General features: G+C 47.4%; 14 protein-coding genes. 4 read left to right on the top strand and 10 right to left on the bottom strand.

What is annotated here, in order from left to right; all coding sequences use genetic code 11:
• Window positions 1-42: 42 nt before the first annotated feature.
• Window positions 43-1161: an SPFH domain-containing protein gene (locus AAB523_02875; GenBank protein MEK7556203.1), complete on the top strand. Its 1119-nt coding sequence runs from the start codon at window positions 43-45 to the stop codon at window positions 1159-1161.
• On the top strand, window positions 1158-1895 hold the full coding sequence (locus AAB523_02870; GenBank protein ID MEK7556202.1) for a hypothetical protein: 738 nt from the start codon (window positions 1158-1160) through the stop codon (window positions 1893-1895). Before AAB523_02875 ends, AAB523_02870 begins: the two co-directional genes overlap by 4 nt.
• 109 nt (window positions 1896-2004) lie before the next feature.
• Here AAB523_02870 and AAB523_02865 read toward each other — a convergent pair whose 3' ends face one another.
• The 10 genes from AAB523_02865 to AAB523_02820 all read right to left on the bottom strand — a co-directional run bounded on the left by AAB523_02865 (window position 2005) and on the right by AAB523_02820 (window position 9674).
• Window positions 2005-2274, bottom strand: a complete 270-nt coding sequence (locus AAB523_02865; GenBank protein ID MEK7556201.1) for a hypothetical protein — start codon at window positions 2272-2274, stop codon at window positions 2005-2007.
• A 12-nt stretch (window positions 2275-2286) separates the two neighbouring features.
• Window positions 2287-2622, bottom strand: a complete 336-nt coding sequence (locus tag AAB523_02860) for a hypothetical protein (protein ID MEK7556200.1) — start codon at window positions 2620-2622, stop codon at window positions 2287-2289.
• Window positions 2623-2793: 171 nt separating this feature from the next.
• Entirely contained in the window at window positions 2794-3171 is a 378-nt protein-coding gene (locus AAB523_02855; GenBank protein MEK7556199.1) for a hypothetical protein, read from the bottom strand.
• A gap of 30 nt (window positions 3172-3201) precedes the next feature.
• On the bottom strand, window positions 3202-3582 hold the full coding sequence (locus AAB523_02850; protein ID MEK7556198.1) for a pilin: 381 nt from the start codon (window positions 3580-3582) through the stop codon (window positions 3202-3204).
• A 16-nt stretch (window positions 3583-3598) separates the two neighbouring features.
• Entirely contained in the window at window positions 3599-3982 is a 384-nt protein-coding gene (locus AAB523_02845) for a hypothetical protein (protein MEK7556197.1), read from the bottom strand.
• Between the two features lie 92 nt (window positions 3983-4074).
• The gene (locus AAB523_02840) at window positions 4075-5382 is read right to left on the bottom strand and encodes an extracellular solute-binding protein (protein ID MEK7556196.1); all 1308 of its coding nucleotides are present in this window, start codon (window positions 5380-5382) and stop codon (window positions 4075-4077) included.
• Window positions 5383-5398: 16 nt separating this feature from the next.
• Window positions 5399-5929 (bottom strand): methyltransferase domain-containing protein, encoded by a 531-nt coding sequence (locus tag AAB523_02835; protein ID MEK7556195.1) that lies wholly within the window; start codon window positions 5927-5929, stop codon window positions 5399-5401.
• An 81-nt stretch (window positions 5930-6010) separates the two neighbouring features.
• Window positions 6011-8470, bottom strand: a complete 2460-nt coding sequence (gyrA, locus tag AAB523_02830) for a DNA gyrase subunit A (GenBank protein ID MEK7556194.1) — start codon at window positions 8468-8470, stop codon at window positions 6011-6013.
• A 216-nt stretch (window positions 8471-8686) separates the two neighbouring features.
• Complete coding sequence (locus tag AAB523_02825; protein ID MEK7556193.1) at window positions 8687-8968, bottom strand: hypothetical protein; 282 nt, start codon at window positions 8966-8968, stop codon at window positions 8687-8689.
• 70 nt (window positions 8969-9038) lie between these two features.
• Complete coding sequence (locus AAB523_02820) at window positions 9039-9674, bottom strand: MBL fold metallo-hydrolase (protein MEK7556192.1); 636 nt, start codon at window positions 9672-9674, stop codon at window positions 9039-9041.
• A gap of 459 nt (window positions 9675-10133) precedes the next feature.
• On the opposite strand from AAB523_02820, the gene csrA reads away from it, so the two are divergent.
• On the top strand, window positions 10134-10328 hold the full coding sequence (csrA, locus tag AAB523_02815; GenBank protein ID MEK7556191.1) for a carbon storage regulator CsrA: 195 nt from the start codon (window positions 10134-10136) through the stop codon (window positions 10326-10328).
• Between the two features lie 262 nt (window positions 10329-10590).
• Entirely contained in the window at window positions 10591-11748 is a 1158-nt protein-coding gene (locus AAB523_02810; GenBank protein MEK7556190.1) for a S1 RNA-binding domain-containing protein, read from the top strand.
• The last annotated feature ends 38 nt before the right edge of the window (window positions 11749-11786 follow it).

Below are 11786 nucleotides of genomic sequence, written 5' to 3'. Positions count from 1 at the left end.
AGCAATCACGCTCTCCCCTTTTGACAATTTTGGAGGTGTACCATGGAATTAAAGGCAAAGATTAAAGAATTTGCGAATTTCACAACATTTTGGATCACGATAACGATAGTCTATGTGTCATTGTTTGCAATAGAGTATTTTGTGCTCTCCGAGCACTCACAGCAATTTGACGAAACGAAATTGAATTGGGGTTTAATCACTTTTCTGTTTCAGATACTCTATACTGTGGCGGGGTTTCGGATTGTTGGGCCTACCGAACTAGGAGCTCGACTCTTTTTTGGAAATCCCATTAACAACCTTACATCCGGCTTAGTATTTATTCCACCGGGTATTTGTCAGCTCAGTAAGGGAACTCGTTTGACCATAGAAGATGAACTCCCGGCGGATCCGCAACATATCTACAGAGTGAAGCGGGGAGAGCCAGAGGTGGTACCGCCGGAACTGGTTGGGATAATGTTCCCGCCAATCAGAATCCCTTTTGGGCATCCTGAGAGACCAAGTGACGATCCATTGGACGTGAGAATAACCGCTGAAGTCGTTCCCATCGTGCGCTGGCGCATTGTGGATTACATACAGTTTTTAACCACAATCGGCAGCAGAGAAGAAGCGCGTCGACAAATGGAAGACATCATGATCACAGTGCTCATGCGGGAATTTTCCAAAGTTACTCCCGCAGCTGCGCTGAAGGACCTTGAGAAGTATGGGCAAATGTTGAAGGGCGAGTTGCGAGATCTAGTCGCCGGCACAAAAAGTTCGAGACCATGGGGCGTTGAGATCGCTATCGCGGAAGTAAAATCAATCATCTTTAGTCACGAGCTCAGCGTAGCCATTCTAAGGGTGCCCGAAGCAACACTCCAAGCAAAGGCGACTGTTATCGAAGCCGAAGCACAGAGAAAAAAACTTGAACTTGAAGGCAGGGGCGAGGGTGCAAAGGAGAGAGAAACTCTCAAGGGAAGAACGACCGGACTCAAAAAAATGATGGCTCAACTCAACTTGGAGGGTCCCGCGGTCTTGGGAGCTGAAACGGCACGGGCCGTTACTCAGAATCCCGGCCAAAAGACAGTTGTTATCGGTACTGATGGGTTCAAGGAGTTAATCGGTATCGCAAAGGCCGCCGGAAGTGTCCTGAAAGACACGGAAGAAAAAGGGGGTGTCTCATGAGAATTGAAATAATTATTTTCCTGTTCGCACTCTTGCTTATCATTATTGGCAAAGTAGCACTTGCGGTACGCGAGAAAGGAGAAGGCGACCAACCGAAAAAGGGATATGAGAAAAAGGGGACGAAAGAACAAGGTCAGCCCCTCTCTGCCCTACCACAATCAAATCTTGTTCTTGTTTTGGGAGGGTGGTTGCTGTTTAATCTCGTGGTATGGATGGTGTTACCGGGCGTATGGGCATGGTGGATCAGCAAGGGGCTGTTCTTTTGGGGGACACAAATCGCTGTTATCGTTTTATTGCTCCTTAATCTTGTTTTTAAGAAAGAGGGTAATAAACGGCAAGTTGTTGTCCTTTCTTTGCTCATTGCAGTCGTCCTTATCGCCGGCTTCATCTCACAAATAAACTGGGGTGAGGACGATGATAAGCGTAAGCAATCAGCGGCGGTGAGTACTCCACGTGGTGTGATAAAAGTTATCGCACCATCCGGAAGATACTCAACAGAAGTGATCTACGTAGGACCGAGTATCTACTGGAATGCTCCTGAACAAAGAGGGTTGGAAGCGGTGTTCAGGAGAAACGGAGCGGTTGTGTGGGCGTTTAAACAATCACCCTTTAACCACACTCCTATAACATCAAAGAAGATGTGGGAGCTCCAGGGGGCAACGATACACTTTCGTTCTTTAGGTGGAGACCAGCCGGTTTACGTATGCACAACAGCTCGTGCGTGTCGTATGTAGACAATCAAGGCGAGAAGATACTTATCTTCTCGCCTTTTCTTTTTGGAATATTCAAAGATGCCCGCAAAAACCGTCTCGATATGATCGGGACGGTTTTTTTATTCTAGAATTAGAATATCGGCAGATTCGGTGGTGGAGGTATGCCAAACGTTGCCACAATAAGATGAATGATGGCAAAGACCGACACCATGATGAACATTCCCACCAACCCCCAGATAATATGTTGTTTGCCTTGCTCGCGCGCGCTCTCATCATCTGATTGAAAGATAAAACGCGCTACTCCCCACAAAAATATCGCAAACGCGAGCGCAAAAAGAACACCAATCAGCGGTTGAATGATATTCTGCTCTATTTTTGCAATCAGCGCGCCAATATCCATACGGGGTACGCGTTAGAGGGTCGGAATGAATCCTCTTCCGGAACCGCCCTGTCCAACGTTAAAGGTATTGCCGACAAGTCCGATCAATCCCCACACGGAAACCATCACAAAAAGGGCAATAATGCCGTAGATCATGATGCTCCTTCCTTCTGTTCTCGCCTCTTCGTTGTCAGCATTCAGAATATACTTCGCCAGGCCCCAGAAAAAGTAAATGACCGCAAGCGTAATAACAATGGGGATAACAAGATTAAGAATGTTGCTAACCGTTGCAATAACCGTTTGAACAGTCTGTGCTAATGCTACCGATGGCAATACGAGGAAGGCTATCAATGGAATAAATTTTTTCATGCTTGATACTGTGTAACCAAATTATACATATTCTTTTAATAAACAAATGCAGAAAATAAGCGACCTTTGTACGTGTATTCTCCTATCGTAATCATACCCAATTCCGGCCCAAATAACAAACAACCCTTGTGGATTATGCCCGTATACACACTGCGGATGTTCCTAGCTGCTTTACAGTTTTATCCCTATGTCCAGACATAAGATTGAATTGCACCTGTTACCGCCACCGCTGGAAGAACCGCCGCTAAAAAAGAACGTATTGCGTGTCAGCGCCATAATGCCCCATAACGCTGATACAATAAACAACGAAATGAGACCATATGTCATGGTTTTCTTTCCTTTCTCGCGTTCATCGGCACTGTCGGCGTGCAGTACCATTCGCGCCACCCCCCACAAAAACGCGGCAAACGCGGCGGTTATAAAGAGGAGGGCTAGGTTGTTCCCGATATTGATGATAACACCCGCAAAATCCGCAAAATTTCTTGGCTGGGCAAAGGCAATTAGGGGGGCAAATAAAGAGACGACGAGAATGATTGTATATGCTTTCATAATTAAATATTAGAGACGCTTCTTGGATATCTATTTCAAGTTTCCTATCGTACCTTCAATGGCAACCGCAAGAACCCACGCGCCCAAGAGCACGGCAGTACCGATGATCGCCCAGGTGAACGCATTCTTTGCTTTTGTTACTTTCGTTTCATTCCCCTGCGCCGTCACAAACAAAAATCCCGCGTAGATGATGAATAAAACGGCGATAGGCGTGCCGATATCAACCACCACCTTGAGAATTTTCTCAATAAGGTCATTGAGGTTGGCAACACCACCAAGGGGAGATTGCAATGTTGCCTTTGCACTCCCACCGCCCGTCTGCGCATATATAAAATGCAGAGGGGCTAGCAGAAGCGCCGAAACGAGGTTCCATTTGATATATGTGAGAATTCTCCGTGCGGTATTTTTCATGTCTTTTATTATTAAATTAATTGAGCAAATTAAAATCACCTGTCACGCCAAGTCCGACCAATATCACCTTCACCACAAACCACGCCGCGAGTATGATAATAAGCCCGATGGCGGTATTTCTGAATATGTCGTGCGCCGTTTCCACCTTCCCCGTATCGCCCGCCGACGTGAAGTAGTAGAAGCCCGCGAACGCAAACGCGATAGCGGCAAGAAACGGCGCGATGATGATCGCGAAGTCCATAAGATTTTTTATCAGACCGATGAGCTGATTAAAGTCGCACGTGGGTTGACCTTTATTGCCGCACGGCACAAGTGGCGGAGCCGCAACAACAACCACAGGCATCGCTATGACGAGAAAATAGAAAACTCTTACTGCCGTTTTTTTAAATATTTTGATCATTTTTTTTATTTTCGAGTAAGTGAGGGTTATGAAAGCATTTTCCCGATTTGTAATGTTTTCATAACCGAGCGAGCGAAGAAAACAAGATCTTCTTATTCACGCGAATCTATTGATTGTTTCAGCTCCGTATTCGCGTTCAACACCGCTTGGCTGATGCGAAATCTGCCTGACGAGACATCTTCCACCATGTCTTTAAATACATTATAAGATGCCTCCGGGTTCGGGTCTAGCCATGCGGTTGCTCGGAGCGCTGAATCATAAAATACCGAATTATAGGCATCTGTTTGTTTGATGGACAACAAGTCGCGCCGAACGGGCGGGAGTTTCATTGCTTTAGAAACCGTGTTGGCGAAATCGCTTCCCGCCATTAAGACGAGTGCTTGAAACGCCGTTTGGGGTTTCCCTGTATTCCGAGCGATTGCCAAAGCATACATGTTCCCAAAGGTTTCCTTGGTCTTATTGTCCCGAATCTGCGGTACGAGAGATACGTCAAAATTCAGGTGGGGATTCTTGGTGATAATATCGGGAAGCTCGCTCGCGTAGCCAAAATACACAGCCAAGTCACCGGCGACAAACATATCCCGCGACTGTGGCAATGAACGATTCCAGGAGTATGCCGGTTTGACTGAGTTGGAAAATTCCGTATAAAACCTGAGAGCGGATTCCGTTCTCTGCGAACCGCTCTCCTGCGTATTGCTCAGCACTACATTCACCCTGCCGTCCTCTGCCACCTCTACGATATTATTGCCTGCCTGCAGGATAAGCATGGACAAAATATCTTTCGCGTGCGTGATATTCTCAAATTCACCGAGGGCGACCGCGCTGGTAAGCACATTCCCCGCATCATCACGTTCGGTCACTGCCGGCGCAATGGTAAGAAACTCGTCCCAAAATTCCGGCGGGCGCGCTATAGCAGCTGAAGAAAAAATATCACGGTTCCAATACATCACCAGCGGATCAACGGAAAGCGGCAACGCCAACACCCCTTCGAGCGTCAGATATAATTCTCCTTCTTCGGTGAACGTATCTTTGAACTCGCGTTCGGTAAGAGTCTCAAACGGGACCAACAACACTTTATCTTTGTGTTTGAGCACCATGTCTTGGGTCAAAAAGAAAATATCAGGACCTCGGCCTGAAGCAAGCGCCTCAAGGAGCTCACGCTCAAAGGAATCTTTGTTCTTCTCTTCGTACGCGAGGCTAAAGAGGGCTTTGTTCTGTTGGTTGAACGCGTCAATCGCACTGCTTAGTTTTAATTTCGGGAACGTGCCCCATACCACGACTTCTCCGCCATAGCCTCCCTCGGGCGCCTTAAAGCCCGGAATGGCGCCGGTAAAGATAAGAACGGCAACAACGGTAAATATGACGAAGGTGGTGATGAGAGCAATTTGGAAATTGGACATGTCTGTAAAAAATGTATTAACTCTTTTTAAATATCATTCCGTAATGGTGTCCTCCCGCCTCAATATCTTTTTCGTACGCAAATAAAGCCTCCGTGCAAAGTTTTTTTGCCGCAGCTTGCGTCATCACTTCGTCGGGATGAGGGCCCAAGCCTCCAAATGAATCAACCCAGTCAATGACAAGCAAACTACCCCCGGGACGCAGAATCCGCTTTGCTTCGTTCAAAACACCCCGTTTGTCTTCCGCTTGGAACAGCACATTGGAGATAATGACGGCATCTACCGCGTGATCCCGTATCTTTGTGCCATGGAGCACCTCAATATCGCCCCACAGCGCTTCAATATTATGGAAGCCCCCATTGGTAGCTTCGTTTTTTAATTTTTGCAGCAGATCTTTCTGCACTTCAATGGCGTATACTTTCCCCGAATCCCCCACTGTCTGCGCGGCCGCAATGGAATACGCGCCCGACCCGGCGCCAAAATCGGCAACAGACATTCCTTCCCGCAAGCGGAGTTGTTCTACGTTTTTTTTCGGATCAGAAAAATCCATACCACCATTATAGCTTACTTCGCGCGCGGATACATACCACTCCTGTGTGTACAAACAAAAAGAGAGCTGCGCGCTCTCCTTTTACAAACATACGATTGAAGCCAGATTGTCGCCGGCGCGCAATTTCATGATGCGCACCCCTTGCGTTTGTCGCCCAAGAGAAGGGATGTCTTTCAGCTCTGTTCGTATCACCTGCCCCTTCTTGGAAACAGCCACTATTTCCGTATCCTCTTCGGTGATCACCCTCGCGGCGATCAAATGCCCGGTCTTGGGAGTAACCTTCGCTGTCTTAATGCCCGAGCCGCCGCGCTTTTGTACTTTATATTCTTTTGCCGGCGTCTTTTTACCGAACCCGTTCGCGGAAACGATCATAAACTGTGAACCTTCGGCGCCTTTTTTCATAATACCCGCGCCGATCAATTCATCGTTCTTTTTCAATTTCACCGCTCGCACGCCCGCCGCGTTACGTCCCATCTCGCGGATATCGGACCCCTTGAACCTGATGGATTGTCCCAGCGAGCTCGCAAGCATCACTTCGTCGCTTTTATCCACAAAAAGAGCCGCCAGAAGTTCATCGCCGTCGGAAAGCTTGATCGCGATAAGACCGCTCTGTCGCACATCTTTAAAGCTCTCGGCAGATACTTTCTTTGCGACACCGTGCTTGGTCACCATGAACAATGAGAGATCCTGCATTTCTTTGATGGTCTTCGGCATAGCAAGCACTGAAGAGACTGATTCTCCCGCACCAAGAGAGAGGAAATTCATAATGGATTTCCCCTTGGTGGCGCGTCTTCCTTCGGGTATGTCGTACATCTTCATCTGATACGCCTTGCCTTTATCGCTAAAGAACAAGAGATCGCTGTGCGTGCTGGTGGTAATGAATATGGTTACCACATCCTCTTCTTTCGTATCAAGATCAATGACCCCCACACCACCTCGTTTTTGCTTCTTGAATTCTCCGGGGTCAATGCGCTTGATGTATCCTCCGCGGGTGAGCACCAAAACAGCTTCTTTTTCTTCCACCAAGTCTTCAGGCGCCAAAACGCGCGCTTTTGATTTCATGACCCTCGTCTTTCGATCATCGCCGTAACGCTCTTTGATGCTCGCAAGCTCGTCTTTGATGATCTGCAAGACCCTCTTCGCGTCGGCAAGTATTGCTTTGAGCTTTTTGATAAGTTCAAGTTTCTCTTTGAGTTCGTCTTCAATATTCTTCCGTTCCAATCCCGCGAGTTTTTGCAACTTCATCTCAAGAATAGCGGTCGCTTGTTCCACGCTAAACTTGAATTCTTTCATCAGGTTCATATTCGCCGAGGCGGTATCTTTTGATTGCTTGATGATTTTGATCACCTTATCAATATTATCAAGCGCTTTTTTGAGCCCTTCCAAAATGTGGGCGCGTTCTTCCGCCTTGCGTAATTCATATTTCGTGCGGCGTGTCACCACATCCTTGCGGTGCTTGATGAATTCTTCCAGTATTCCCTTAAGAGAAAGCACCTGCGGTACGCCGTCAACAAGCGCCACCATATTGAAATTGAATGTGGACTCAAGGTCGGTGTGCTTGTAGAGATAATTCAATATCTTCTGCGGTTGCGCGCCGCTCTTCAGATCAATGGCCACGCGAATATCTTTGGTAGACTCATCCCGAAGCGCCTTGATGCCTTCAAGACGTTTGTCCCGCACGAGGTCGGCGATCTTGATGATCATTTCCGACTTGTTCACGCGGAACGGAATGGACGTAATGATGATCTGGAAATTGCCCGCCTTGTTTTCAATGATCTCCGCATCACCTCTCACCGCAACGCCCCCACGGCCGGAAGCGTACGCGTGATGAATATCTTCTTTGCCGAACGCTATTCCTCCCGTGGGAAAATCGGGGCCGGTGACAAACTGGAGAAGGTCTTCAGTGGTCGCTTTTGGATTGTCTACAAGATGCATGGTAGCGTCAAGAACCTCCCTTAAATTGTGCGGGGGAATATTGGTTGCCATACCGACGGCGATACCTAAGGTGCCATTTAAAATGAGATGCGGAACAGCCGCGGGAAGATATACCGGCTCCATTCTCGTCCCATCGTAATTAGGGCGCCATTGTACCGTATCTTTTTCAAGATCACCCAGCATCTCCGCGGTGAGACGGGACATCTTTGCTTCGGTATATCGCATCGCGGCGGCCGAATCGCCGTCTATGGAGCCGAAGTTTCCCTGTCCGATCACCAACGGATAACGGAATGAGAATTCTTGGGCCATTTTAACCATCGCTTCGTACACGGATGAGTCGCCGTGCGGGTGGTACTTACCAAGCACTTCTCCGACCACTGCGGCTGACTTCCTCGGTCGTGCGGCGTAGGTGAGGCCGATACCGTGCATGGCAAAAAGAATACGCCTTTGCACAGGTTTTAATCCATCGCGCGCATCCGGTAACGCGCGGGAAGTAATGACCGACATGGCGTAATTCAAATAAGACTCCTTCATTTCGGAGCTTATATCCACTGGCACAAGACCATCTGTCCGCCCGTCTACCGGGTTGTCATCCTTTTTCATCATATACTCAAGTCTCTCTATTTGAACCTATTTTAACATATATTGCCGTCGCTGACTATTAGACCCGCTGCGCAATAACCTTTTCTACTGCAATGATGAATTTTCGGCTACAAACAACTCATCACTCGTCAATGAATACGCTGTATTCACCTCCTCGCGCTTCGCTGTTTTCGCACGAAAATTCATCATCTCGCTACGAAAAATTATTGCGCAACGGGTCTACTGTCCAAATTGCTCTTTTAACTGCTCAATTCCTCGGTTGAAATCCAAAGAGAACGTCTTGCCGCTTTCTTTGATCACCGCAAATGGCGAGGGGGCTTGTTCATCTTCTTGCAGAGGAATATCTCCTCCAAACCGCAATGAAAATGTGGAAACCCATACAAAACCGATAATGCTCATAAAGACCGCCACAATCGCGACAAGGATCCTCTTGCGAATATATTCCGGCTTTGTTTGTAATTTTTCAATGTAATGAAGCATGGAAAATGAACGTATTTTCATAAATCTCTCCTTTCTCAATAATTTCCAATACTCCGATATCGGGTTTTAATGAGAAATTGGAGCGAGGAAACTACTGTGCTTTCAGCACGATGACCTCTCCTTCTTTATCCTCCAAGTCTTTTTTCTTGAGGGTAAGCTTGTCTAGCGGTACCGCCTTGTCCACACCCACTTCTTTCAGAAATTGCGCAAGCGCATTTTTCTCAGAGCCTTCGCCGTAATCCATCGGGATGACCACATGCGGCGCAAGCTGGGTGGCGAGTTTGTGCGCCTGCTCGGGCGCCAATACATCTTCGCCTCCAATCGGTACGAACAAAATATCAATATCGTCAAGAGCTTCTTTCGTCTTGTCATCAAGCTTGCCCTCTTGTAGCGCTCCCAGGAAACAGAGATTCATGCCGTCCAGCGAAACGAGATATATCGTATTCATCTTGTGCTCCTTTTGGTATGACGATTCAGCAAGAAAACCTTTGACGAAGATCCCTTTGATCTCATATTCGCCCGGTCCGGAAATAACAAACGGCGTTTTCTCGCCATAGGTAACACTTTCCACACCGTTGAAATCGGCGTGATTAAGAGAGGTAAGCACCACATCCGCGCCGAAGCGCGCCGCTTTCAATTTTGAATCCTTGGAGATAGGATTGAATGCGAGCACGGTATCGCCGAGTTGAACCTTGAAAAATTGTTTGCCGTAATAGGTGACTATCATGATGCGCACTATTATAACAAAATTACGGAAGAATCCTAGCGCTTATGTTCATCTCTCCGGTGGGATTGACCGAGCACCACTTTTATTAACTTCTCCGTCAGGCATCTGCCGAAACAATGATTACATGATCCGTCAAAAACCTCATTTGTTCCAAGAGTAAAATAAAAGTAGTGCTCGGTTGACAACATGTCGGATATTTGCTATAAAAGGCATTAATCCCAGAGCAAGTTGGGGAGGTATTAAACCTTTTGTTATGTCGTCGCACCACAGGAGTACTTCTTGTTTTCTAAGTTGCTTTGCACCTAAGAAAACAATGTCGCTCGGATGAAATGAAAATTTCCATCCCGACATCGTCGGGATTCCAGTTTTCATCCCCTTCCTCGCTAGACATAATAAACAAACTTGAATTTCCACGATTGTTCTTTTCGTATTTTCACACAAACCAAGAGGTACTACTCAATGCTTATCTTGACGAGGCGTGTTGGGGAAACTCTCAACATCGGTGATAACGTTACGGTCACGGTGCTCGGTGTCAAAGGCAACCAAGTGCGCATCGGGGTTAACGCTCCCAAGGACGTCCCTGTCCACCGTGAAGAAATCTATGCGCGCATCCAGAGGGAGCGTGCGGGACAAAACGGCCGCGCGCTCGCATAAAGCCTTTGCCTCAAGTCGAACGCGTCACAACAAAAAAGCACAAAGCCGCAAGGCAAAAAGGGGGGTTCATCTGAACTCCCTTTTGTTTTTGACTTTTTTAATGAATACTGTATGCTGTGCCTATTATCAGCGGAGAAAGCAAGGTCAACCCTGTAACGATCCGGACAACGGCAGGTACGATACAGACCCCTTGCGGAGAATAAAAAACTCCGCTTCACCCCGTTCTATTGCGGGGTTAGAAGCGGTTTTTTCTTTTAAAATTATGACAACGACTGACGTAACAAAAAACGACCTGGAAATCCTCGAGAAAGACGCGGACGAAACGAGTGAACTCGCCACTATTGATACTGGCATGGCAAACATGCTTTTGAGTGAAGAACGCGTGCCAGCGGAAGAAGGGGACCTTGTTGAAGGCGCGATCATCGGCTTTGGGCGCGGATCGGTTTATGTTGATCTCGCGCCGTTTGGCACCGGCATTATCTATGGCCGAGAGTACATGAATGCGCGCGACGTCATCAGACGTGCGAACATTGGGGACATTATTGCGGCCAAGGTGGTGGAAGCGGAAAACGAAAATGGCTACACCGAGCTCTCTCTCAAAGAAGCGCGCCAAGCGCTCACCTGGGGTGAAGCGGAAGATGCGATAAAGAAGAAAACTCTTCTGGAGCTTCCCGTTAAGGACGCGAACAAAGGAGGACTCATTCTTGAATGGCAAGGTATTCAAGGGTTCCTTCCCGCTTCTCAACTCTCCCAAGAGCATTATCCGCGAGTTGAAGACGGGAACAAAGACCAGATACTGGGTGAGCTGAAAAAGTTTATCGGCACAAAGCTCTCTGTTCAGATCATCAACGCATCACCAAAGGAGGGAAAATTGATCTTTTCCGAGAGAGGTATGGTGGAAAACGACAAGGCAAAAATCGTCAGCAAATACCATGTGGGCGATGAAGTAACGGGAGAGATCACCGGCATTGTTGATTTCGGCGTGTTCCTCAAAGTAGAAGAGGGACTGGAAGGATTGGTGCATATCTCGGAAATTGATTGGGGTTTGGTGGAGGACCCTAAAGCCCTCTTTAAAGTCCGCGAAAAAGTAAAAGCAAAAATTATTGAGATCAAGGACGACAAGATCTCTCTGTCTATTAAAGCACTCAAAGAAAATCCGTGGGGTGAAGCAAAAGACAGATACAAAAAGGGTGACATTGTGGACGGCGTCGTCATTAAATTCAACAAGCACGGAGCGCTGGTAAGCATTGAAGAAGGAGTCGCCGGATTGGTGCATGTATCTGAATTCAGTACGGAACAGAAACTCCGCGAAACGCTTGAACTGGGAAAGACATACAAATTCAAGATCACCTTCTTTGAACCAAAAGACCAAAAAATGACGCTCTCCTACGCGGAGGCGGACAAAAAAGAAGAGAAGTAGCAGGTTGAGGTGCGATTTCATGAGCACCGAAAGACCTT

The organism is Patescibacteria group bacterium (assembly GCA_038063375.1).
Lineage (GTDB): Bacteria > Patescibacteriota > Minisyncoccia > Phycocordibacterales > JANLHH01 > JANLHH01.
This window is presented reverse-complemented; position numbering and strand designations above follow the sequence as displayed.

What these genes read in the sequence shown, in the direction of transcription:
- AAB523_02875 (MEK7556203.1), top strand. Translation starts at nt 43, where the DNA reads ATGGAATTAAAGGCAAAGATTAAAGAATTTGCGAATTTCACAACATTT.
- AAB523_02870 (MEK7556202.1), top strand. Translation starts at nt 1,158, where the DNA reads ATGAGAATTGAAATAATTATTTTCCTGTTCGCACTCTTGCTTATCATT.
- AAB523_02865 (MEK7556201.1), bottom strand. Translation starts at nt 2,274, where the DNA reads ATGGATATTGGCGCGCTGATTGCAAAAATAGAGCAGAATATCATTCAA.
- AAB523_02860 (MEK7556200.1), bottom strand. Translation starts at nt 2,622, where the DNA reads ATGAAAAAATTTATTCCATTGATAGCCTTCCTCGTATTGCCATCGGTA.
- AAB523_02855 (MEK7556199.1), bottom strand. Translation starts at nt 3,171, where the DNA reads ATGAAAGCATATACAATCATTCTCGTCGTCTCTTTATTTGCCCCCCTA.
- AAB523_02850 (MEK7556198.1), bottom strand. Translation starts at nt 3,582, where the DNA reads ATGAAAAATACCGCACGGAGAATTCTCACATATATCAAATGGAACCTC.
- AAB523_02845 (MEK7556197.1), bottom strand. Translation starts at nt 3,982, where the DNA reads ATGATCAAAATATTTAAAAAAACGGCAGTAAGAGTTTTCTATTTTCTC.
- AAB523_02840 (MEK7556196.1), bottom strand. Translation starts at nt 5,382, where the DNA reads ATGTCCAATTTCCAAATTGCTCTCATCACCACCTTCGTCATATTTACC.
- AAB523_02835 (MEK7556195.1), bottom strand. Translation starts at nt 5,929, where the DNA reads ATGGATTTTTCTGATCCGAAAAAAAACGTAGAACAACTCCGCTTGCGG.
- gyrA (MEK7556194.1), bottom strand. Translation starts at nt 8,470, where the DNA reads ATGATGAAAAAGGATGACAACCCGGTAGACGGGCGGACAGATGGTCTT.
- AAB523_02825 (MEK7556193.1), bottom strand. Translation starts at nt 8,968, where the DNA reads ATGAAAATACGTTCATTTTCCATGCTTCATTACATTGAAAAATTACAA.
- AAB523_02820 (MEK7556192.1), bottom strand. Translation starts at nt 9,674, where the DNA reads ATGATAGTCACCTATTACGGCAAACAATTTTTCAAGGTTCAACTCGGC.
- csrA (MEK7556191.1), top strand. Translation starts at nt 10,134, where the DNA reads ATGCTTATCTTGACGAGGCGTGTTGGGGAAACTCTCAACATCGGTGAT.
- AAB523_02810 (MEK7556190.1), top strand. Translation starts at nt 10,591, where the DNA reads ATGACAACGACTGACGTAACAAAAAACGACCTGGAAATCCTCGAGAAA.